Genomic DNA, 23,110 nt, shown 5'->3' on the forward strand with positions numbered 1-23,110 from the left:
TGTCACGGCACTGTGCCGCCGCCCGGTCACCACGTCCGCCCCGTGGGAAGGCACGACCGGGCGGCCCGAGCCGGAGGGCTCGGGCCGCCCGGTCCGGGGCCGTCCCTACTTGGCCTTCTGCACGAACTCGTCGGTGTAGGTCTTCGTCAGGTCGACGGTGTGGCCCTTGACCGTCGGGTCGAAGGCCGACAGCACGTTGAGCACCGTCTGCGGGCCCTCCGCAGGCATCAGGCCGTCCGGGGAGTACATGCTCTTCTCGTTCTCCAGGGCCTTGACGTAGACGTCCTTGCCGACACCGGCGTAGTAGTCGGCGGGCATCTTCTCGGTGATCTCGGCGGGAGTGTGGCCCTGGATCCACTTGAGCGTCTGGACGAAGGCGTTGGCGAGCTTCTGGACCGCCTCCGGGTTCTTCTTGACGTAGTCGGTGGTCAGGTAGAGGCAGGAGGACGGGTAGGTGCCGCCGAGCGCCGCCTTCGCCCCCTCCGCCGTCCGCATGTCGATCAAGGGCTTGGCCAGGCCCTTCTGCATCAGCATGGAGATCGTCGGCTCGGTGGTCATGCCGGCGTCGATCTGCTTGTTCTGCATGGCGGCGACGAAGGTGGAGCCGGCGCCGACCGCGATCGAGGTGGCCTGGCCCGCCTGCACGCCGTTCTTCGACTCCAGGTACTGGGTCAGGAAGTTGGTGGAGGAACCCAGCCCGGTGACGCCGAGGTGGCGGCCCTTGAAGTCGGCCGGCGACTTCACGGCATCGGCCAGGTCGGTGCGGACCATCTCGACCTCGCCCGGGGCCTGCAGGAGCTGCACGACGGACTCGGTGGACTTGCCCTTGGACTGCAGGTCGATGTTGTGGTCGTAGAAGCCCACCACCGCGTCGACCTGGCCGGCGAGCATGGCCGTCTCGGCGTCGACGCCCGCGGGCTCGTCGGACAGCTGGGCCTCGATCCCCTGCGCCTTGAAGAAGCCGAGGTTCTGGGCGAGCATCACGGGCAGGTAGATCTGCTTGTTGAGGCCGCCGACCATGATCTTGACGGTGATGTCACCGCCGGCGTTCTTGGCGGCGGGCTTGGCGCTGCCGCCGCCGCTGCCGCAGGCGGTCAGGGACAGGGCCAGGGTGGTGGCGGCGACCACGGCGAGGGTGGATCTCTTGGCCAGCGACATTGCCGGTCTCCTTCTGGGGTGGGGGAGGGAACTGCGGTGGGGGTCTGGTCAGATGGATGCGGCGTCGGCGCCGGACCGGGCGGGACGCCAGCGCAGCACGCGCTTCTCGAACCGGGTCACCAGCCATTCCGCGAGCAGGGCGAGGACGGCGATGATCACGGTGCCGGCGTAGATGCCGTTGGCGTTGAACGATCCCTGTGCCTGGGCGATCAGCTGGCCGAGGCCGTACTGGGCGCCGAGGATCTCGCCGACGATGGCGCCGATCAGGGCGAAGCCGAACGCGGAGTGCAGCGAGGCGATGATCCAGGTCATCGCGGAGGGCAGCACCACCTGGGTGGTGACCCGCCACGGGGACGCGCCGAGGATCCGGGCGTTGGAGATGAGGTTCTGGTCGACCTCGCGGGTGCCCTGGAAGGCGTTGAAGAAGACCGAGAAGAAGACCAGCACGGTGGCCAGCGCGATCTTGCCGGACGGGCCGAGCCCGAACCAGATGATGAAGATCGAGCCGAGCACGATGCGGGGGATGGAGTTGGAGGCCTTGATGAAGGGGGCCGCGATGTCGGCCAGGGCCTGGAGCCGGCCGAGCGCGATGCCGAGGACGACGCCGGCCCCGGTGCCGATCAGGAAGCCGAAGACGGTCTCCTGCATGGTCACGCCGATGTTCCGCCAGATCGATCCGGTCGCCGTGCCCTCGGTGAACCAGACCCGCAGCTGCTCGGCGACGCCGCTCGGCGAACCGTAGGTGAAGGTGTCCAGCCAGCCCTGGCCGGCGCCGAGCTGCCAGGCGCCGAGCACCAGCACGACCAGCGCGGCCTGGGCGGCGAGGACGAGCAGCCGGCGCCGGCGCACCCGGGCCCTGGCGGCACGGAGCAGCGCGGTCTCCTCGGCCGGCCCTCCCGTTTTCGGTGTCATGGCGGGGCTCCCTGCGGAATGGTCGGTCGACGGCCGCACGGTGGCGGTCTGCAGGTCGGTCATCGGGTCGCTCCGGAGGGCTCGGCGTCGGCGGGGGCGGGCTCCGGAGTGGTACCGGCCGTGCGGGCGTAGGCGAGCTGCACCTCGTCGCGCAGGCTGTTCCAGATCTGCTCGTAGAGCTCGACGAAGCGCGGGTGGAAGCGGATCTCCTGGACCTTGCGCGGTCGCGGCAGGTCGATGCGGAAGGTGTCCTTGACGGTGGCCGGGCCGACCGTCAGCACCACGACCTTGTCGGCCAGGGCGATGGCCTCCTCCAGGTCGTGGGTGACGAAGACGACCGCGGGGCGGGTCAGTTCCCACAGCGCGAGCAGTTCGTCCTGGACGATCTGCCGGGTCTGCACGTCCAGGGCGGAGAACGGCTCGTCCATGAGGAGGATCTCGGGCTCGTTGATCAGCGTCTGGGCGAGGGCGACGCGCTTGCGCATGCCGCCGGACAGCTGGTGCGGCAGCCGGTCCTCGAAGCCCGACAGGCCGACCCGGCGCAGCCAGTCGCGGGCCTTGGCGACGGCCTCCTTCTTGCCGGTGCCGCGGAAGATCGGCCCGGCGGCGACGTTGTCGAGCACCGACTTCCAGGGGAAGACGGCGTCGGTCTGGAACATGAAGCCGACCCGGGGGTCGATGCCCTCGACCGGCTGACCATGGATCAGGGTGCGGCCCTCACTGGCCGGCTCGAGGCCGGAGATCAGCGAGAGGGTGGTGGACTTCCCGCAGCCGGTCGGGCCGACCACGGCACAGAATTCGCCGGGCGCCACCGTCATGCCCAGTTCGCGCATCGCGGTGTATATCCCGCCCGACGGGGTGCGGAACCGCTTGGTCGCGCTGCGCAGCTCGATCGCCGGGATCGCGCCGCTGGATGTCTCGTTCACTGCGTGCACCGCCTTGGGGCCGGGTCGTGCTGGTGGTCCGCCGGCACCCCTCGTTGTTCCGGGGTGTTTCGCGGTGATGTGAAGGTAGGACCGGGCGCAGGGGGCGGGAGTCTTGCGAACATTGCGCAGGTTCACCGCAATAACCAGGTTCTGCTCGTTCTGCTCACATTCACCGGGGTGGGCAAAACCCCTTCCGGCAGGCACAATCTCCCCGAGCACGGACCCGGGACGGAGGTGAGCACCGATGCTTCGACGCGGGCGCGGCCGGAAGCTCTCCGTCCGGATCCTGACCGGCCAGCTGGCGATCCTGGCCGTGACGAGCGTGATCGGCTTCGTCCTGCTCGCCCAGGCGCAGCGGGCGCAGCTGGACCGCGAGTACGAGCAGCGGGCGCTCGCCATCGCCGAGACGACGGCCGCCGATCCGCAGATCCGCAACGCCATGGAGTACGGCGGCGGCGGTGACGTGGTGCAGGCCATCGCCGGCCGGATCGAGGCCGCGTCGGGCGCGTCGTACGTGGTGGTGATCGATCTGCAGGGCATCCGCCACTCCCACCCGCACCCCGAGCTGATCGGCAGGGCGGTGGAGGAGCCTCTGGCGGTGCTCGGCGACCGGACCTGGGTCGGCATCAACCACGGCGCCACCGGGAGCTCCGCGAACGGCAAGGCCCCCTGCACGGCCCGACCGGCGAGCTGGTCGGCGAGGTGTCGGTCGGCATCGCCGAGAAGGACGTCCTCGGACAGCTGCGCCGTGAACTGTCCGCCTTCGGTCTCTACCTGGGCAGCGCCCTGGCGGTCGGCGCCACCGCGTCCTACCTGCTCGCCCGCCGCCTGAAGCGGACGACGTTCGGCCTGGAGCTGGAGGAGATCGCCGGCCTGCTCCAGGATCGCGAGGCGATGCTGCACGGCATCAAGGAAGGTGTCCTCGCCTTCGATCCGCAGGGCCGGATCAGTGTCGTCAACGACGAGGCCCGCCGGCTGCTGGGGCTGGGCACCGCGCTGGGCAGCCGGATCGGCGACGTGCTGCCCGAGGGCCGGCTGCGCAGCGCGCTGGACGGCACGCTGTCCGGGGTGGATCTGACCGTCCTGACGGACCATCACTGCCTGGCGGTCAACCGGATGCCGGTGGTGCTCCGCGGCCACGAGCTGGGCGCGGTCGTCACCGTCCGCGACCGGACGGAGCTGGTGGGCCTGCTGCGGGAGTTGGACTCCGTCCGCGGTCTCACCGATGCGCTGCGGGCTCAGCAGCACGAGTTCGCCAATCGGATGCACACCATGGCCGGGCTGCTCGAACTCGGCGAGCACGAGGCGGCGTTCGACTTCGCGGTGGAGCTGGGCCACGAGGCCGGCGCACTGGCCGAAGGCGTCCGCGAGCGGATCGGCAACCCGCTGATGGTCGGTCTGATCGTCGCCAAGACGACGGTTGCCGCGGAGCGCGGCGTGCGGATCGAACTCGACGGGGACTCCCGGCTGGGCGAGCATCCCGGGCATCTGCGGCGGCTACTGTCGATCGCGGGCAATCTGCTGGACAACGCGGTCGAGGCGGCCGGCAGCCCGGGCGTGGTGCGGCTCTCGCTCGTGGAGCGGCCGGAGGCGATCGTGCTGCGGGTCGCGGACTCGGGCCCCGGGATCCCGGCCGGCGCGGCCGCGTCGATCTTCGAGGACGGCTGGTCGACCAGCCCCGATCGCGGTACGGCGCGGCGGGGCCTGGGGCTCGCCCTGGTCCACCGCCTGGTGCAGCGGCACCAAGGGTCCATCACGGTGAGCGACGGCCCGGGTGCGGTCTTCACGGTGACGCTGCCGCTGCCGGATCAGGACCCGGCGCCGCTCGGCACGCTCTTCACGTTGCCGCCGGTCGTCCTCGCAGGTTCGCGTTCGGAAGGGGCACCGTGATCAGAACCCTCGTGGTGGACGACGACTTCCGGGTCAACGCCATCCACCGTGCCTATGTGGGCCGGATCCCCGGCTTCGAGGTCGTCGGCCGGGCCGATTCGGTCTCGACGGCGCTGAGTGCCGCCCGGGCGCTCGCGCCCGATCTGCTGCTGCTCGACGTCTTCCTGCCGGACGGCAGCGGGCTGGAGGTGCTGCGGCGGCTGCTCGCCGACGAGACCGGCGACCGCCCCGACGCACTGATGATCACCGCGGCCCGGGACGTGGGCACGGTGCGCTCGGCGATGAAGCTCGGCGCGACGGGCTACCTGGTCAAGCCGTTCGGCTTCGCCGCCCTGGAGGAGCGCCTCGGCGCCTACCGGGAGCTGCGGGATCGGGTCGCGGCGCTCGACCCCGCCGCGGAGAACGGCCAGGCGGAGGTGGACGCGCTGTTCACCGCCGCGCGGCCGGCCGCGACCACCGCCCCGGCCAAGGGCCACTCCGCGCCGACGCTGTCCCTGGTCCTCGCGGCGGTGCGGGCCCAGGGCTGCGACCTGTCGGCCGCCCAGGTCGCCGAGCGGACGGGCATCTCCCGGGCCACGGCGCAGCGCTACCTCTCCTATCTGGCCAAGGAGGGACGGGTCCGCCTGGAGCTGCGCTACGGGACGACCGGCCGCCCCGAGCACCGCTACCGGCCGACGTCGACCGAGGTCTGACGCCCGGCGGGCGCCGGTGTTCAGGTCGTGTTCAGGTCCGGGGTGCGAGGCTCGCTCCCATGGCTACCACTACGGAACGGCTCTCGGCAACGCCGGACGCCCGACGGATGCTGAACAAGGTTCCCGAGGTCACGATCTGGTTCTGGGTCATCAAGATCCTGTGCACCACAGTCGGCGAGAGCTTCGCCGACTGGATCAACATGACGCTCGGCGTCGGTCTGATCAACACCTCATTGATCTTCACCGCCGTCCTGGCCGGGGCGCTGGGCTGGCAGCTCGGCACCAAGCGCTACGTCCCGTTCGTGTACTGGCTCACCGTCGTGGTGCTGAGCGTGACCGGCACCCTGTACACCGACATCCTCACCGACAGCCAGGGCGTTCCCCTCGCGGTGAGCAGCAGCGCGTTCGCCGGCGTCCTCGCCGTCGTCTTCGGGATCTGGTACGCCCGCGAGCGGACGCTGTCGATCCACAGCATCGTCACCCGTCCCCGTGAGCTCTTCTACTGGCTCGCCGTCCTGGTCACCTTCGCCCTCGGCACCGCGACCGGCGACTGGACCCTGGAGCTCACGGGCTGGACCCCGGGGGTCTCGGTGCTCCTTCCGCTGGGGCTGATCGCGGCGATCGTCGTCGGGTCGCGCCTCGGCGCCAGCCCGGTGCTCTCCTTCTGGCTGGCCTACATCCTCACCCGCCCCCTCGGCGCCAACCTGGGCGACTGGCTCGCCTCGCCCGGCAGCGACGGCGGCCTGGGCCTGGGCACCGCGGTGACCAGCGTCGTCTTCCTGGTCGCGATCCTCGCGACGGTCCTCTACCTCACCGGCAGCCGCAGCGACGTCATCGAGGCCCGTAACGCCGCCCCGGCCGCCCGGGCGGCGAACCGGGTGCGTGAGCGGATCATGCTCGGCTACTACGCGGTCGTGGCGGTCGCCACCGCGGCACTGCTCGTCTGGGCCCACCAGCAGCCACACGCGGCCGTGGCCGGCGAGGGTGACGCGCCCGCCGCCGCGTCCGTCCCGCTCTCCCCGGAGCAGGCGACGTCCTCGTTCCCTCCTGCCGAGATCGCGAAGTTCCGCACGATCGCCGCCGACACGCTGGCCAAGCTCGACGCGGGCAACCAGGCGGCCGCGACCGCCCGGGTCACCGACCTCGAAAAGGCCTGGGACGACGCACAGCCCACCCTCGAACCCGCGAACGGGCAGGCCTGGACCTTCCTCGACGGCGAGATCGACCACGTCCTCAAGGCCCTGCGCGCCACGAACCCGAACAGGGCCACCGAGACCACGGCCCTCGACACCCTCCTCGCCTCGCTCGGCTGAGATCCTCGTCACCAGGGCGGCAGCCGAAGGCCGACGGGCTGCCGCCCTCCTCGGCGCGCCCGGGCGCGGCGGCGGGTCCGCGGCGGCTCCGGCGCCAGGAGGAGTAGCGGCCTCGGCGGCGCACCGGGACGGTCCGGCGGTTGGTGATACTGGGGCGGTGACTGTGCACCGGATCCTCGTGGTGGAGGACGACGCCGGCCTTCGAGGCGTCCTCGTTCGAGGCCTGCAGGAGGAGTCCTTCGAGGTGCTGGCGGCCGCCGACGGCGCCGGCGCGCTCAGGTCCGCCGACCGGACGGTGGACGCCGTCGTCCTCGACATCGGGCTGCCCGACTCCGACGGGCGCGACGTCTGCCAGGCGCTTCGGGCCCAGGGCCTCGACGCGCCCGTGATCTTCCTCACCGCCTACGACGGCCTGGCCGACCGCCTCTCCGGATTCTCCGCCGGCGGCGACGACTACCTCGCCAAACCCTTCCACCTGCCCGAACTCGCCGCCCGCCTCCGCGCGGCAGTTCGACGCGCGGGCACCAGCCCCGCCGTGCACACGGCCGAACTGCGCCTCGACCCGGCCCGGTTCCTCCTGGAGGGCCCGGACGGCCCGGTGCCCCTCACCCCGACCGAGTTCCGCCTGCTCGGCTGTCTCATGGCCGCACCCGGCACCGTGGTGCGCCGCCGGGCCCTGCTGCGGGCCGGCTGGCCCGAAGGAGCGATCGTCACGGACAACACCCTCGACCAGTACCTGGCACGACTGCGCCGCAAACTCCGCGAGGCCGGCGGCACGGCCGGCGTCGCCACCGTCCGCGGCGTCGGATACCGGTTCGCATGAGGCGCGTCCCGCGGCCGACGACCCTGCGCGGCCGGCTGGCCCTCGTCGCCCTGGCCACCAGCGTCCTGTGGGTGTCCGTGGCCACCGCCGCCTTCAACGTGCTCCTCGGCTCACAGCTGCGCGCGCAGGCCGACGACGTGCTGCGCACCCGGGCGGCCGCGGTCGTAGCCACGCTCGAACCGGGCCCGGGCGGCCTGGTCGTCCGGGAGCCCAGCGACGACACCGCCCTCGACGCGGGCGTGTGGATCTTCGAGGGCAACCGGCCGATCGAGCGGCCGTCGGCCTCCCCGCGCTGGACCGGGCGGCCCAGGAGCTCGCCGGGCGGGCGGCGGGCGCCGGCGGGCGGGATCTCGGGTCCTACCGTCTATGGGCGGTACCCGTCCTGGACGGTGCCCGCCGCGTCGGGACGGTGGTCACCGCCCTGTCGTCCGACCCCTACCGGGAGAGTGCCCGCAGCGCGTTGGTCGGCTCCGTCGCCCTGGCGGCGCTCCTGGTCGCGGGCATCTACCTGCTGTCGCGTCGCATGGTGGGCCGGGCCCTTCGGCCCGTCGCGGTGATGAGCGAACAGGCCGCCGAGTGGAGCGGGACGGACATCGCCCAGCGTTTCGGCTCCGCCCCGCGCCCCGTGGAGCTCGCGGCACTGGCAGACCGCCTGGACGGGCTCCTCGACCGGGTGGCCGCCGTCGTCCGGCACGAGCAGCAGCTCTCCAACGAGCTGTCCCACGAACTGCGCACACCGCTGGCCCGGGTCGCCGCCGAGGTGGAGTGGCTGATGGCCCGCGGCCGCGACGCCGCGGACCGGGAACGGTCGCACCGCGCGATCGCCGCCGACGCGGCCGAGATGCAGGAGATCTGTCGGGCCCTGCTGACGGAGGCGAGGGCCGGCTCGCACCGGGCCCCGGGCCGGAGCGAGCTGCTGCCCATCGTCGAGGCCGTGGCCACGAAGGCCGGCCAGGGCCGCCCCGCGCCCGCGATCACCGTCACGGCCGACCCGGTGCTCCCGGCGCCCGCCGTCGGCGCCACGGCGGCCGTCGTCGAACGGATCCTGGTGCCGCTGATGGACAACGCCCTGCGCCATGCCAGGCAGCGGGTCGGCATCACGGTGCGCAGCGGGCCGGCGGGCGCGGCACGGATCGTGGTGACCGACGACGGGCACGGGGTGCCTACCGCGGTCACGGACATCGGCGAGGCCGTGTTCGCCCCGGGCTACCGCGGCGACCCGGACGACGGGCACGACGGCGCCGGTCTCGGGTTGGCGCTGTCCCGCCGGCTGGCCAGGCAGGTCGGCGGCGACGTGGTCTGCGTGCCGGGAGCGGGCGGAGGCCGCTTCGAGGTGACCCTTCCCCGCGGGTGAGCGCCCCGCCGGGACGCGGACCACCGCGGTCCGCGCCCCCGGCCGCGGGCGTTGCCGTCCGGACGCCCTCCGGACGCCGTCCGGGTTCAGGCCTCGGTCACCGGGTGCACCGTTCCCCGGGCCTCGACGAACAGCGGCCCGTCGCCGCCGGGCGGTGCCGTCCGGGGCGCGCCGTTCTCGACGGTGAGGTCGATGCCCGACAACACCTCGCTCGAACCGTGCGAGGCGTGCAGTGCGGTGATCGACAGGCCGCTCATCGGTTCTCCGTGCGGGGGTGGGGGCCGAGGCTGCGGCGGGTGAGCAGCAGGACCGGCGGGACGGACATGGCGACCATCAGGGCCGCGTACGGTGCCGCGGCGCCGTACGCCAGGCCGCTGGTGCAGACCCAGAACTGGGTGGCCAGGGTCTGGGTGCCGGTGCGGCGCAGCAGGAGGGTGGCGGTCAACTCGGTGCCGGCGGTGAGGGCGACCATGGCGGTTGCGGTGCCCAGCCCCGGCAGGATCAGCGGCAGGGTGACGCGGGTCAGGACGGCGGCCGGGCGACCTCCTCGACGCCCGGCGGGACCTGGGCGAGCGCGGCCCGCACCGCGGTGAGGGCGAGCGGGACGTAGAGGATCACGTACCCGGTGACGAGCATCGGCGGCTGCTGGTGGGGCGGTTGGGCGTACTGGATGGCGAAGTGGACGACCGAGAGGGCGACCGCGATGCCGGGCAGTGCCCGGGTGAGGAAGGCGGCGCGTTCGGCGCCGCGGGCGAATCTGCCGTCGCGCCGCCAGGCGAGCAGCGCGACGGGGACGGCGGCGGCGGTCGCGACCAGCGCCGCGGAGAAGGTGTGGCCGAGGGTGGTGAGTGCCGCCGAGAGCACCGACGCCTGGGGCAGGGTGGTGGAGGTGCCGGCCAGCAGCCAGTGGCCGAGGGCGTCGACCGGCACGCCGAGGGCGGTGGCGACCGGGGCGCGGCCGACGGGAGATCGGCCGGCCGAAGCGCTCAGACGAGCTCCAGGGTGAACCAGACGGTCTTCCCCGCCGCGGTCGGGCGGGCGCCCCAGCTGCGGGCGAGCATCTCCACCAGGGACAGGCCGCGGCCGTCCTCGCTGTCGCTGTCGGCGAGCCGGGGCACCGGCAGGGCGGGGCTGGTGTCCGAGACCTCCACCGTGAGCTCCCTGGCCGTGCGGTGCAGGCGCAGGCCGATCGGCCCCCGGGCGTGCCGGACGGCGTTGGTGATCAGCTCGGAGCCGATCAGGCAGACGGTGTCCTCGACCGCGGAGCAGTCCCACTCCCCGAGGGTGGCCCGCAGGAAGCGGCGGCCGGCCGCCGCCGCGGTGGGGAGCGCGGACAGTTCGAGCGCGGCGGTCGCCAGCGGCGGGGCCGGCAGATGGGCGAGCAGCAGGGTCACGTCGTCCGGGTACCGGTCCGTCCGGGGCAGCATCGCCCGCAGCACCCGGTCGGCCACCACCTCCAGGTCGGGTGTCCGGACGAAGGCGCGTTCCAGCTCGGCGGCGAGCGAGGACAGCTGGGTGCCCAGGTCGCTCTCCGGGGTCTCCACAAGACCGTCCGTGTAGAGCACCAGCGTGGAGCCGGGCGGGACGGGGACGGTGGCCTGCCGGTGCGGGACGTCGCCCACCCCGAGCGGGACGCTGACCGGCGCGACGAGCTCGCGCACCGTGTTGTCCGGCGAGACCAGCAGGGCCGGCAGGTGGCCGGCCGAGCAGATCGCCACCTCGCCGGCGTCCGGGTCGATCACCAGGTAGCAGCAGGTGACCAGCTGGTCCGGCAGGTCGGCGACCACGGCGTCCAGCGCCTGCATCAGCTGCCGCGGCGGCATGCCCGTCTTGGCCAGGGCGTGCGCCGCCGAGCGCAGCTGCCCCATCACCGCGGCGGCCTCCAGCCCCCGGCCCATCACGTCGCCGACGATGACGCCGATGCGCCCCGCGCCGAGCGGCACCAGGTCGAACCAGTCGCCGCCGACGCCCGCCCCCTCGGTCGAGGCCAGGTAGCGGCTCGCGGTGCGCATGCCGGGGATCTCGGGCGGCGAGCCCATCAGGCTGCGCTGCAGGGTCAGCGCGATGTGCCGCTGCTGCTCGTAGAGCCGGGTCAGCTCCAGCTCGGCCCGTTTGCGGTCCGCGACGTCACGGACGATCGCGGAGGCGCCGCGGATCGCCCCGTACTGGTCGCGGGTCGGCCAGAGGGTGACGTCGACGTCGAGCAGCCGTCCGCCGGCCGCCACCCGGAGCGACTCGTGGTTCTCCACCCGCTCGCCGCGCGCGAGGCGGTCCAGCAGGTCGGTCACCTCCTCCTTGCGGTCGGGCGGCGCGAGCGTCCCGATGTGGCGGCCGGACGCGTCCTCCGGGCTGTAGCCGTAGAGGCGGTGGGCGGCGGCGTTCCAGTAGGTGATCCGGCCGTCCAGGGTGTGGGTGATGATCGCGTCCTGCGAGGACTCGACCAGCGCGGCCAGTTCACTGATCCTGGCCTCCGCCGCCTTGCGGTCGCTCACGTCCCGGATGGCGGCCGAGACCAGCAGGCCCTCGGCCGTCTCCAGCGGGCTGAGGCTGATCTCGACCGGGAACTCGGTGCCGTCCCTGCGCAGCCCGTACAGGTCGAGCCCGGAGCCCATCGGCCGGGTGCGCCGGGTGGCGGTGTAGCCGCCGCGGTGCCGCGGGTGGTGGGCGCGGAACCGCTCGGGCAGCAGGACCTCCACGGGCCTGCCGAGCAGTTCGTCCCTGCGGTACTCGAAGAGCGCCTCGGTCTGTGCGTTGACCAGCCGGATGACGCCGCCGTCGTCCACGATCACCATGGCGTCCGGGGCGGACTCCAGCAGCCCCCGGAAGCGCTCCTCGGCTGCACGCAGCTCGTCCATGTCCCGGTCCGGGGCACTCTGTCGAGGGATCGCCGCAGCACCGGCACCACCTCGACCCGGGGAATCATCAACCTGGCGACTGCGCGGGGCGACCATGGGAGAGGACGCTAGTCAGACCGGGCGGGCCGGTGGACCGGTGTGCGGAATCCCCTGCCGAATGATCTGCTTCGGTGCATTTCTGTCGCTTCGCGACCGGACCGGACGCCCCCGTTCCGCCAGGCCCGCCGCAGGGACACGGCGGCCGGATCGGAGGAGCATCGGGAGCGAGGAGGAAGGCCGTGATCGTCGACTGCGCGCACTACCGGGACGGACGTCGCCAGCACGAGGGCGCGATGCCCCTGGAGGAGGCGGCCTCCCACTGCCGGCAGGGCGGGTTCGTCTGGCTGGGCATGTTCGAGCCCGGCCCCGAGGAGATGGAACGCGTCCGCGAGATCTTCGGACTGCACGAACTCGCCGTCGAGGACGCCCAGGCCTTCCACCTGCGGCCCAAGTCGGAGCTGTACGAGGACGGCACGGAGCTGATCATCCTGCGCACCGCGCGCTACGACGACGAGCGCGAGGAGATCGACACCGGCGAGATCAGCATCTTCCTCGCCGAGCACTTCGTGATCGTCGTCCGCCACGGCATCGCCAGCGAACTGGCCGGGGCCCGCAGCCGGCTCGAACGCCGCCCCGAACTGCTGCGCACCGGCAGCCACTCGACCCTGTGGGCGATCCTCGACCAGGTCGTCGACAGTTACGCGCCCGTCGTCGCGGAGCTGGAGCGCGACATCGAGCAGATCGAGTCCACGGTCTTCTCCGGGACGGTCGCGCCGACCGAGCGGATCTACTTCCTGCGCCGCGAGGCCACCGACTTCTACCGCGCGGTGCACCCGCTGCTCGCCGTGCTCGGCCGGCGGCTGCAGCCCGGCCGGGCGCCGGCGGAACTCCTGCCCTACCTGCGCGACGTACACGACCACCTGCTGCTGGTGAACGAGGAGGTCGCCGCCCAGCGGGACCTCCTGACCACCGTCCTGGAGGCCAATATCGCGGTGATCTCCGTCGAGCAGAACACGATCACCCTGCGGCAGAGCGCCATCATGGAGCGGCTGACCGTCGTCGCGACCGTCTTCCTGCCGCTCTCCTTCGTGGTGGGCTTCTTCGGCCAGAACTTCGGCTGGCTGGTCGACCACATCGGCAGCTTCCGGGCGTTCCTCACGCTCAGTGTCTGCGGCCTGCTGCTGCCGTGCCTGGTGCTGTACGTCTGGCTGCGCCGACAGCGCCGCGGCCCGGCCCCGCGCCCGCAGGACACCGCCCCGCACGCGCGCCGCGGGGAGTGAGGGATCCGGTCGCCCGCGCGACCACGGCGAGTCGATCTCCGGCACCCGTTAGGGTGGGGAACTTCCCTCCGGTCGCCGATCCGCAAGGAGCCCCAGCCCCGTGTCCGACACCTTCGCCCACCTGCATGTCCACACCGAGTACTCGATGCTGGACGGGGCCGCGAAGAACGGCAAGCTGTTCACGGAGGCGGAGAGACAGGGCATGCCCGCGATCGCGATGAGCGACCACGGCAACATGTTCGGCGCGTACGAGTTCTTCCACTCCGCGGCCAAGACCGGGGTGAAGCCGATCATCGGCATCGAGGCGTACGTCGCGCCGGGCTCGCGCTTCGAGAAGAAGCAGGTGTTCTGGTCCCCCGGCGGCCAGCGCCCGGCGAACTCGGACGGCGAGGGCGGCAAGGACGTCTCCGGCGGCGGCCGCTACACCCACATGACCATGTGGGCACAGAACGCGACCGGCCTGCGCAACCTCTTCAAGCTCTCCTCGCTCGCGTCGATGGAGGGCTACTACATGAAGCCCCGAATGGACCGCGAGCTGATCGCCGCAAACGCGACCGGCATCATCGCCACCACCGGGTGCCCCTCCGGCGAGGTGCAGACCCGGCTGCGCCTCGGCCAGTACGAGGAGGCGGTCAAGGCCGCCGGCGCGTACCAGGACATCTTCGGCAAGGAGAACTACTTCCTGGAGCTGATGGACCACGACCTGTCCATCGAGCGCGACGTCCGGCAGGACTTGCTGCGGCTCGCCAAGCAGCTGAACATCCCGCTGCTGGCCACCAACGACTCGCACTACGTCACCGCCGACCAGGCGGACGCGCACGACAGCCTGCTCTGCGTCGGCGTGGGCAAGAACAAGGACGACCCGAACCGCTTCAAGTTCCAGGGCACCGGCTACTACATCAAGACCGCGGCCGAGATGCGCGAACTCTTCCGCGAACTGCCGGAGGCATGCGACAACACCCTGCTGATCGCCGAGCGGGTCGAGTCGTACGAGGACGTCTTCACCTACGTCGACCGGATGCCGCAGTTCGACGTGCCCGAGGGCGAGACCCAGGCGTCGTACCTGCGGAAGAAGATCGCCGCCGGACTGAAGATCCGCTACGGCGACAACCCCAGCCAGGAGGTGCTGGACCGGATCGAGCTTGAGATGGGCGTCATCACCCCGATGGGGTTCGACGCGTACTTCCTCGTGGTCGCGGACATCTGCCAGTACGCCCGGGACAACGGCATCCCGGTCGGCCCGGGCCGTGGCTCGGCAGCCGGGTCGATGGTCTCGTACCTCACCCGGATCACCGAACTGGACCCGCTGGAGCACGACCTGCTGTTCGAGCGGTTCCTGAACCCCGAGCGCATCAACCCCCGGACGTCGACATCGACTTCGACGACCGCCAGCGCGACCAGATGGTGCGCTACGTCACCGACAAGTACGGCTCCGCGTACACCGCGCAGGTGAACACCTTCGGCACCATCAAGGCCAAGGCCGCCGTCAAGGACGCCAACCGCATCCTCGGCTACCCGTTCGCGATGGGCGACCGGATCACCAAGGCGATGCCGCCGGACGTCATGGGCAAGGGCGTCCCGCTCGCGGACCTCTTCAACGACAGCCACCCGCGCTACAACGAGGGCACCGAGATCCGGGCGCTCTACGACAACGAGCCCGACGTCAAGAAGATCATCGACACCGGCCGGGGCATCGAGGGCCTGATCCGCGGCACCGGCGTGCACGCCGCCGCCGTGATCCTCTCCTCCACCCCGCTGCTCGACCTGATCCCGCTGCACAAGCGGGACAAGGACGGCGTGATCATCACCGGCTTCGACTACCCGTCGTGCGAAGCCATGGGCCTGATCAAGATGGACTTCCTGGGTCTGCGGAACCTGGGCATCATCGACCACTGCATCAAGATCGTCAAGGCCAACCGGGGCGCCGACGTCGACATCGAGAAGATCCCGCTCGACGACCCGACCACCTACCAACTGCTCGCCCGCGGCGACACCCTGGGCGTGTTCCAGCTCGACGGCGGCCCGATGCGCGCCCTGCTGCGGCTGATGAAGCCCACCGAGTTCGCCGACATCTCCGCCGTCAGCGCCCTGTACCGCCCCGGCCCGATGGGCATGAACTCGCACACCAACTACGCGCTGCGCAAGAACGCCCAGCAGGAGATCATCCCGATCCACCCGGAGCTGGAGGCGCCGCTGGCCGAAGTCCTCGGCCCCACCTACGGCCTGATCGTCTATCAGGAGCAGGTGCAGCGAGCCGCCCAGGTGCTGGCCGGCTACAGCCTCGGACAGGCCGACCTGCTCCGCCGCGCGATGGGCAAGAAGAAGAAGGAGGTCCTGGAGAAGGAGTTCATCCCGTTCCAGGCCGGCTGCCGCGAACGCGGCTACTCCGACGAGGCCATCCAGGCCGTGTGGGACGTGCTGGTGCCGTTCGCCGGCTACGCCTTCAACAAATCGCACTCCGCGGCGTACGGCCTGGTCTCCTACCAGACCGCCTATCTCAAGGCCAACTACCCGGCCGAGTACATGGCCGCGCTGCTCACGTCGGTCGCCGACGACAAGGACAAGATGGCGGTCTACCTGGCCGAGTGCCGCCAGATGGGCATCAAGATCCTCTCCCCGGACGTCAACGAGTCCGTGGTCGACTTCACCGCCGTCGGCACCGACGTCCGGTTCGGCCTGAAGGCCGTCCGCAACGTCGGTGTGCCGGTCATCGAATCGCTGGTGAAGACCCGGAAGGAGAAGGGCAAGTACGCCTCCTTCCCGGACTTCCTGGACAAGGTCGAACTGGTGGTGTGCAACAAGCGCACCGTCGACTCCCTGGTGAAGGCCGGCGCCTTCGACTCCCTCGGCCACTCCCGCCTCTCGCTCAGCACCGTGCACGAGACCGCGATCGACGCCGTCACCGGCCTCAAGAAGCAGCAGGCGATCGGCCAGGACGACCTGTTCGGCGCCCTCGACGGCGGCGACGGAGCTCCGGCGATCGGCCTGGACTTCGAGCTCACCGACCGTGAGTGGCCGCGGAAGCAACTTCTCAGCCTGGAGCGGGAGATGCTCGGCCTGTACGTCTCCAGCCACCCGCTCGACGGCGCCGAGCACATCCTCTCCCGCAACCGCGACACGTCCATCGCCGAACTCATGGGCTCCGGCCGCACCGAGGGCGAGGTCCGGCTCGCCGGCCTGATCACAGCGGTGGATCGCCGGATCAACAAGGCCGGCAACGCGTGGGCGATCATCACCCTCGCCGACCGCGACGGCTCCGTCGAGGTGTTGTTCTTCCCCGCCACCTACAACCTCATGGCCGACCAGATGGTCGAGGACAACGTCATCTCGGCCCGCGGACGGCTCAACGAGCGCGATGGCTCCCTGAGCATCTTCGGCCAGGAGATCACCACGCTCGACGTCTCCTCCGCCGAGCTCGGCACCAAGCCGCCCGTCCAGATCACCGTCCCCACCGGCAAGATCACCCCCGACCTGGTGGCCGAGCTCAAGCGGACCCTGCAGGAGCACCCGGGGGACGTGCCGATCCGCCTGCTCACCACCAACTGGGACAAGAACACCCTGTACGAGCTCGGCCCCCGGGTGAACCCCGAGCACGGCCTCGCCTCCGACATCAAGACGCTGTTCGGCACCACCGCCTGGATGGGGACGGTGTAGCGGCCGATCGGCCCGGCCCCGGACCGGCCCGGGGCCGCGCCCCGCCGGCCCGGCCGCTGTGGTGGCCGACCCGCGTTCGCGGGTATCAGACGGACATGACCGACACACGGGTCCGGCCGGGAGGCGGGGGCCGCCGCCGTCCGGCGAGGTTCGGGCGAACGATCGCGGCCCCGCGGCCGCGGCCGGGCTCCTCGCCGTCCAGGCGTGCACGCCCACCTCGTCCGGACAGCCCGCGCGGACGACGTCCGCCGCCGCGGGGGCCAACCCGCTCGACAACGTCGGCACCGCGGGCAACACCCTCGCGGTGAAGATCGACAACGTCGGCGCGGGCGTCCAGGCGCTCCACCGGGGGCTCGCACAGGCCGACATCGTGTACTGGATCCAGGTCGAGGGCGGCCTGTCCCGGTTCCTCGCCGTCTACGACGCGAACCATCTGCCCGCCTCGGTCGGGCCCGTCCGCTCCGCCCGGCAGACCGACATCCCGCTCCTGCAGCAGTACGGGCGTCTCGACTTCGCCTACAGCGGGGCCATCAGCGGGCTCCTTCCGCTGCTCGCCGCCGCCGACCTGCAGAGCGTCACCCCGCTCACGGACCCGGGTCTGTTCACGAACCGGGGCACCGACCCGACCTTCGTCGACCCGCACCAGGTCCTCGCCCGGTACCCGTCCGTGCCCGCCCGCTCCCCCGGCTTCGTGTTCGGCGCCGCACCCGCCGGCGGCACCGCCCTCGACGCCCGGACCTGGCACCTGCCCGCCGCCTCGCTCGGCGTCCGCTTCGACGGCAGCACGTACCAGGTCACCGTGGACGGCCGCCCGGGCTGGTCCGGCACCGCGACGGTGGTCGCCCAGCACGTCGGCATCGTGCCCGGCCTGTTCACCGACCACAACGCCGGACACCCCGACAACGAGGTGTTCACCCGGACCACCGGCTCCGGCCGGGCGGAGGTGCTGCGCGACGGCAAGGTGTGGGACACCCGCTGGAGCCGCCCCGACCCCGCCGCGGGCACCTCGTTCACCCTCGCCGACGGCACCCCCATGACCTTCGCCACCGGGCCCGTGCTGATGGTCATGGTGCCCTGAGCGACCCCGCCGGGGCGCACTCCCGAGCTGCGGTCGGCAGTCGTCCAGCACCTCCTGCGCCCTCACCGACCTGGCCGCCGACGAGGCCCGGACCGGTGCACTCCGGAGGAAGGCGGTGGGCCGAGGGCCGCGGGCCGGAGGCCGACGGCCGGGGCGGCCGGTCAGTAGACGTCCCGGACGTAGCGCTTGTCGCTCGCCAGCTGCCGGACGTAGGCCGCGGCCGACTCCTCGTCCAGGCCACCGTGCGTGGCGACGATCTCCCGCAGGGCCTGGTCGACGTCCTTCGCCATCCGCCCGGCGTCGCCGCACACGTAGAAGTGGGCGCCCTCCTGGAGCCACCGCCACAGGCGCGGGCCCTGCTCCCGCATCCGGTCCTGCACGTAGATCTTGTTGCGCTGGTCGCGCGAGAAGGCGACGTCCAGGCGGTCGAGGTGGCCGCCGGCACGGAAGGCCTCCAGCTCCTCGCGGTAGTAGAAGTCGGTGGCCTCCCGCTGCTCCCCGAAGAAGAGCCAGTTGGGGCCGGTGTGGCCGCGGGCCTGCCGTTCCTCCAGGAAACCGACGAACGGCGCGACGCCGGTCCCAGGACCCACCATGATCATCGGAGTGGCGGAGCCGGCGGGCGGGCGGAAGTGCGGCGAGCGCTGGACGAACACCGGCACCGGGCCGTCGTCAGCGCAGTCCGCCAGGTACGTGGAGCAGACGCCCTTGCGGTCCCGGCCGCGGTCGTTGGTGTAGCGGACGACCGACACCGTGAGGCGGACCTCGCCGGGGTGCGCCATCGGGCTGGAGGAGATGGAGTACAGCCGGGGCTGAAGGCGCTTGAGCACACCGGCCCATTCGGCGGCGGACGCCCGGACGGGGAAGGCACCGACCACATCTGCGGCCTGCCGGCCCCAACTCCACTTCGCCAGCTCGCCCTTGTTGTCGGGCCGCAGCAGCCGCCGGAGGTCGCGGTCCCCGTGCGCTCGGCGACGAACTTGAGCAGGTCCGGGGTGATCCGGGCGATGTCGAGGCGGGTCCGCAGGGCCTCGCCGAGCGGGATGTCGCCGCCGTCGGACAGCCGGACGCCCTCCTCGGGGTCGAGGCCGGTGAGGGCGAGCCACTCCGCGACGAGTGCGGAGCCGTTGGCCGGCCACACGCCGAGGGCGTCGCCGGCCTCGTAGGCGAGCTCGCCGCCGCGGGTGTCGAAGGCGAACTGCCGGACTTCCTTCTGCGATCCGGGCAGGCTGAGCACCCGGTTGCCGATCAGGAGCGTGGCGAACGGGGACGCCTTCGAGAAGGCCGCAGATGCGGCCGGCCGGGCCGCCGGGAGGAGCGCGGGGCCCGCGACGGCAGCCGCGGCGGCGGGCCCCGACGGCGCCGGTGCCCCGGCGGCGGCCGTCGCGGCCGGGGCGGGCGCGGGCTGCCGCCCGGCCGGGGCGGTGAGGGCGTCGGCCACCCGGTCAAGCCACTGACCGGCGGCTTCCTCGTCGTCGGGGCCGCAGTCCGTCCGCGGGTGCAGCCGGGTCGCGCCGAGCTCCGCGAACCGCTCGTCCAGCCGCCGGCCGTGGCCGCAGAAGTCGTCGTAGCTGGAATCCCCGAACGCCAGCACGGAGAACCGCACACCCTCCAGCCGTGCGGCGTCCGGAGCCGCCAGCGCCTGCCAGAAGGCGGCACCGTTGTCGGGCGCCTCCCCGTCACCGAACGTACTGGAGACGACCAGCACATCGGTGCCCGCGGTGAGTTGGTCGAGCGTGGCGTCGGCCATGCTCCGGACGGACGGCACTCTGCCGTCCTCGGCGAACCGGGCGCCGACGGTCGCCGCGTACTCCTCGGCGTTGCCGGTCTGCGAGGCCCACAGCACGATCAACTCCCGGGCGGGGGCGGCGTCGGCCGCGGCACCGGCAGGTGTGTCCAGGAGGTCGAGGACCGTCCCGAGCCAGGCGTCCGCGGCCTCCTCGTCGTCGGGGCCGCAGTCCGTCCGCGGGTGCAGCCGGGTCGCGCCGAGCTCCGCGAACCGCTCGTCCAGCCGCCGCCCGTGACCGCAGAAGTCGTCGTAACTGGAATCCCCGAACGCCAGCACGGAGAACCGCACACCCTCCAGCCGTGCGGCGTCCGGAGCCGCCAGCGCCTGCCAGAAGCCGGCACCGTTGTCGGGCGCCTCCCCGTCACCGAACGTACTGGAGACGACCAGCACATCGGTGCCCGCGGTGAGTCGGTCGAGCGTGGCGTCGGCCATCGCGAGCAGCGTGCTGGGACGCCCCGCCTCGGCCAGGCGCGCCACCGCCGTGGCGGCGTACTCCTCGGCGTTGCCGGTCTGCGAGGCCCACAGCACGATCAACTCCCGGGCGGGGGCAGCCTCGGTGACGGCACCGGCGGTGCCGCCGGACCGGTCCGGGGCGACCGGGGCAGCCGGCCCGTGGGCGAGCGCGGCGGGAGCACCAGGGGCGGCCGTCCGGGAGAACATGCCGGCCAGCACGCCGTCCACCCACAGCGCCGACTCCGGGGCGAACGGCGCACCCGCGGGCAGCACCGGGACCCCGGCGGCCGGCGCCAGCGCGACACCGGAGAGATACCCGGACAGGTAGCGGCGCTCGGGTTCCGCGAGCACCGGGGGCACCAGGTCGGCGACGCCGAACAGGGCGGCGAGCGCGGGGACGCCGAGCGCGGGGACGCCGAGCGCGGGGACGCCGAGCGCGGGAAGGGCGAGCGCGGGGACGGCGGCCGGCGCAGGGACAGTGCCGGCCTGCTGCGGGAAGGGCGCGGCGGGCGACTGCTGCGCCGGGCGAGCGGGGTCGGCGTCCGCCGGCACGGGAGCGGCCTCCTCGGGTTCGGGCGCGGGCACCACGCGCAGCGCCACGGCGCATGCCTTGAACTCGGGCTGGTACGAGATCGGGTCGATCGCGTCGTTGGTGACGGCGTTGATGCTGAGGTACTCGCCGAACAGGTCGTTCCAGTGGAACGGCGCGAAGCAGTTGCCGGGCCGGACACGGTCGGTGACCACCGCGGGCAGCACGGCGCGGCCTCGGCGGGAGGCGACCTCGATGTGGTCGCCGTCCTCGGCGCCCATCGCGGCGGCGTCCTCCGGGTGCAGCTCGACGAACGGCCCGGGGTTGAGCTTGGTGAGCTTGGCGACCTTGCCGGTCTTGGTGAGGGTGTGCCACTGGTGCTGCAGGCGGCCGGTGTTGAGAACGAACGGGTAGTCGTCGTCGGGGAGTTCGGCGGCGGGCAGGTGCGGGCGGCCGAAGAACTGCGCGCGGCCGGTCGCGGTGGGGAAGACCAGCCGGGGCCGGGTGCCGTCCCGCTCCAGCAGGGTCTGGCTGACGCCGTCGTTGAGGTAGCGGATCGGGTTGCGGTCGTCGCCGTCGGGGGACGCGGCCGGCCACTGCACCGGGGTCTCGCGCAGCCGCTGGTAGCTGACACCGCGCAGGTCCCAGCCGGTCTTCGGGTTCCAGGCCCGCTTGAGCTCCTCGAATACCTCCTCGGCACTCGTGTAGCCGAAGGCGTCGGCGAAGCCCATCTCGCAGGCCACCCGGGCGATCAACTGCCAGTCGGGCAGCGCCTGTCCCGGCGGGTCGACGACCCCCTGGACGAGGGTCAGGTTCCGTTCCGAGTTGACCATAATGCCGTCGGACTCGGCCCACAGCGTGGCGGGCAGCACCACGTCCGCGTAGGCGTTGGTCTCGGTCTCCGCGAACACGTCCTGGGTGATGACCAGTTCGGCGGCCTCCAGGCCGGCGATGACCGTCCGGCGGTTGGCCACGGAGGCGACCGGGTTGGTGCAGATGATCCAGCACGCCTTGATGTCACCGGCCGCCATCTGCTCGAACATCTCCACCGTGCCGCGTCCGACCTCGGTGCGCAGGGTGCCCGCGTCGACCCCCCACAGGTCCTCGATGAAGGCGCGCTCGGCGTCGACGAGGACGGAGCGCTGGCCGGGCAGGCCGGGACCCATGTAGCCCATCTCGCGGCCGCCCATCGCGTTGGGCTGGCCGGTCAGCGAGAACGGGCCGGACCCGGGGCGGCAGATCGCGCCGGTGGCGAGGTGGAGGTTGACCAGGGCGTTGGTGTTCCAGGTGCCGTGCGTGGACTGGTTGAGGCCCATCGTCCAACAGCTCATCCACTCGCCCGCCTCGCCGATCCACTGCGCGGCCTGCCGGATGTCCGCCTCGGGGATGCCGGTGATCCGGGCGACCTCCGCCGGCGGGTAGTCGGCGAGGAAGGCGGGCATCTCCTCCCAGCCCTCGGTGAACTCCGCGACGAAGGCCTCGTCGGTGTGGCCGTTCTCCACCAGCAGGTGCAACAGGCCGTTCAGCAGGGCGAGATCGGTGCCGGGCCTGATCTGGAGGAACAGGTCGGCCTTGTCGGCGGTGGCGTTGCGGCGCGGGTCGACGACGATGAGCCTGGCGCCGGACGACTTGATCCGGTCCATCATCCGCAGGAACAGGATCGGGTGGCAGTCGGCCATGTTGGCGCCGATGACGAAGAAGGCGTCCGCCCGGTCGAAGTCCCGGTAGGACCCGGGCGGGCCGTCGGCCCCGAGCGACAGCTTGTAGCCGGAACCGGCACTGGTCATGCACAGACGGGAGTTGGACTCGATCTGGTTCGTCCGCACAAAGCCCTTGGCGAGCTTGTTGGCGAGGTACTGCGCCTCCAGGGACATCTGCCCGGAGACGTAGAAGGAGAGCGCGTCCGGGCCGTGCTCGTCGAGGATGGCGCGCAGCCGGCCGGCGACCGCGGTGATCGCCGCGTCCACGTCCGCCTCTGCGGGCTCGGCCCCGCGCTCGGTGCGGATCAGCGCCCTGCCGACCCGCCCCGGCGCGGCCATCATGTCCGCGCTGGTCGAGCCCTTGGTGCAGAGCCGCCCGAAGTTCGTCGGGTGCTGCTTGTCCCCGGAGGACTTCCTGGCGGTGCGCCGCCCGGTGGCGGCGTCCCGGCCGATCTCCAGCACGATCCCGCAGCCGACGCCGCAGTACGAGCAGACCGTCCGGACGCCGTCCGTCTTCGCGCCTGGCGTCGTCACCGAATCGCCCTCCCCCGGGATCGCGGCGTCGCCCCCGTACGCGGTGGGCGTGGCACGGCGGGCGGTGGGGAGTTCCCACGATCATCACCGTAGGAAGGCCGGATTACCGGGTCGTCACGCTCGGTGGGTACGGG

Annotated in this window: 15 protein-coding genes and 2 pseudogenes; 9 read left to right on the plus strand and 8 right to left on the minus strand. The window is 72.2% G+C overall.

Annotated features, from left to right (window positions below; translation table 11 throughout):
* Window positions 1-105: 105 nt before the first annotated feature.
* Genes ABEB13_RS06895 through ABEB13_RS06905 form a run of 3 tightly spaced genes read right to left on the minus strand, consistent with a single transcriptional unit; the run spans window position 106 to window position 2,996 of the window.
* Entirely contained in the window at window positions 106-1,158 is a 1,053-nt protein-coding gene (locus ABEB13_RS06895) for an ABC transporter substrate-binding protein (protein ID WP_345704721.1), read from the minus strand.
* A gap of 48 nt (window positions 1,159-1,206) precedes the next feature.
* The gene (locus ABEB13_RS06900) at window positions 1,207-2,070 is read right to left on the minus strand and encodes an ABC transporter permease (RefSeq protein ID WP_345704722.1); all 864 of its coding nucleotides are present in this window, start codon (window positions 2,068-2,070) and stop codon (window positions 1,207-1,209) included.
* 59 nt (window positions 2,071-2,129) lie between these two features.
* Complete coding sequence (locus ABEB13_RS06905; protein WP_345704723.1) at window positions 2,130-2,996, minus strand: ABC transporter ATP-binding protein; 867 nt, start codon at window positions 2,994-2,996, stop codon at window positions 2,130-2,132.
* 244 nt (window positions 2,997-3,240) lie between these two features.
* On the opposite strand from ABEB13_RS06905, the gene ABEB13_RS06910 reads away from it, so the two are divergent.
* From ABEB13_RS06910 to ABEB13_RS06935, 6 genes are all read left to right on the plus strand, one after another.
* Window positions 3,241-3,828, plus strand: a complete 588-nt coding sequence (locus ABEB13_RS06910) for a sensor histidine kinase (RefSeq protein WP_345704724.1) — start codon at window positions 3,241-3,243, stop codon at window positions 3,826-3,828.
* 62 nt (window positions 3,829-3,890) lie between these two features.
* A complete protein-coding gene (locus ABEB13_RS06915; RefSeq protein ID WP_345709572.1) occupies window positions 3,891-4,886 on the plus strand; it encodes a sensor histidine kinase in 996 nt (331 codons plus the stop codon).
* Window positions 4,883-5,578: a response regulator gene (locus tag ABEB13_RS06920; protein ID WP_345704725.1), complete on the plus strand. Its 696-nt coding sequence runs from the start codon at window positions 4,883-4,885 to the stop codon at window positions 5,576-5,578. The genes ABEB13_RS06915 and ABEB13_RS06920 overlap by 4 nt, the downstream gene beginning before the upstream one ends.
* A gap of 59 nt (window positions 5,579-5,637) precedes the next feature.
* Window positions 5,638-6,891: a COG4705 family protein gene (locus tag ABEB13_RS06925; protein ID WP_345704726.1), complete on the plus strand. Its 1,254-nt coding sequence runs from the start codon at window positions 5,638-5,640 to the stop codon at window positions 6,889-6,891.
* A gap of 157 nt (window positions 6,892-7,048) precedes the next feature.
* Window positions 7,049-7,714 (plus strand): response regulator transcription factor, encoded by a 666-nt coding sequence (locus ABEB13_RS06930; protein WP_345704727.1) that lies wholly within the window; start codon window positions 7,049-7,051, stop codon window positions 7,712-7,714.
* 241 nt (window positions 7,715-7,955) lie between these two features.
* On the plus strand, window positions 7,956-9,068 hold the full coding sequence (locus ABEB13_RS06935) for a sensor histidine kinase (RefSeq protein WP_345704728.1): 1,113 nt from the start codon (window positions 7,956-7,958) through the stop codon (window positions 9,066-9,068).
* An 86-nt stretch (window positions 9,069-9,154) separates the two neighbouring features.
* Here ABEB13_RS06935 and ABEB13_RS06940 read toward each other — a convergent pair whose 3' ends face one another.
* Genes ABEB13_RS06940 through ABEB13_RS06955 form a run of 4 tightly spaced genes read right to left on the minus strand, consistent with a single transcriptional unit; the run spans window position 9,155 to window position 11,923 of the window.
* Window positions 9,155-9,325, minus strand: a complete 171-nt coding sequence (locus ABEB13_RS06940; RefSeq protein ID WP_345704729.1) for a hypothetical protein — start codon at window positions 9,323-9,325, stop codon at window positions 9,155-9,157.
* Entirely contained in the window at window positions 9,322-9,540 is a 219-nt protein-coding gene (locus tag ABEB13_RS06945; protein WP_345704730.1) for a hypothetical protein, read from the minus strand. The genes ABEB13_RS06940 and ABEB13_RS06945 overlap by 4 nt, the downstream gene beginning before the upstream one ends.
* 50 nt (window positions 9,541-9,590) lie before the next feature.
* Window positions 9,591-9,998, minus strand: a complete 408-nt coding sequence (locus ABEB13_RS06950) for a hypothetical protein (RefSeq protein ID WP_345704731.1) — start codon at window positions 9,996-9,998, stop codon at window positions 9,591-9,593.
* A 56-nt stretch (window positions 9,999-10,054) separates the two neighbouring features.
* Window positions 10,055-11,923: a PAS domain S-box protein gene (locus ABEB13_RS06955; protein WP_345704732.1), complete on the minus strand. Its 1,869-nt coding sequence runs from the start codon at window positions 11,921-11,923 to the stop codon at window positions 10,055-10,057.
* Window positions 11,924-12,201: 278 nt separating this feature from the next.
* Between ABEB13_RS06955 and ABEB13_RS06960 the strand changes: the two genes are divergently transcribed.
* From ABEB13_RS06960 to ABEB13_RS06970, 3 genes and pseudogenes are all read left to right on the plus strand, one after another.
* Window positions 12,202-13,242, plus strand: a complete 1,041-nt coding sequence (locus tag ABEB13_RS06960) for a magnesium and cobalt transport protein CorA (protein ID WP_345704733.1) — start codon at window positions 12,202-12,204, stop codon at window positions 13,240-13,242.
* 100 nt (window positions 13,243-13,342) lie between these two features.
* Window positions 13,343-16,896 (plus strand): annotated as a pseudogene (gene dnaE / locus ABEB13_RS06965) (DNA polymerase III subunit alpha).
* A 61-nt stretch (window positions 16,897-16,957) separates the two neighbouring features.
* Complete coding sequence (locus tag ABEB13_RS06970; protein ID WP_345709573.1) at window positions 16,958-17,974, plus strand: DUF3048 domain-containing protein; 1,017 nt, start codon at window positions 16,958-16,960, stop codon at window positions 17,972-17,974.
* Between the two features lie 161 nt (window positions 17,975-18,135).
* Here ABEB13_RS06970 and ABEB13_RS06975 read toward each other — a convergent pair.
* Window positions 18,136-22,976, minus strand: a pseudogene (locus ABEB13_RS06975) (molybdopterin-dependent oxidoreductase).
* Window positions 22,977-23,110: the final 134 nt, after the last annotated feature.

The organism is Kitasatospora paranensis, assembly GCF_039544005.1.
Lineage (GTDB): Bacteria > Actinomycetota > Actinomycetes > Streptomycetales > Streptomycetaceae > Kitasatospora > Kitasatospora paranensis.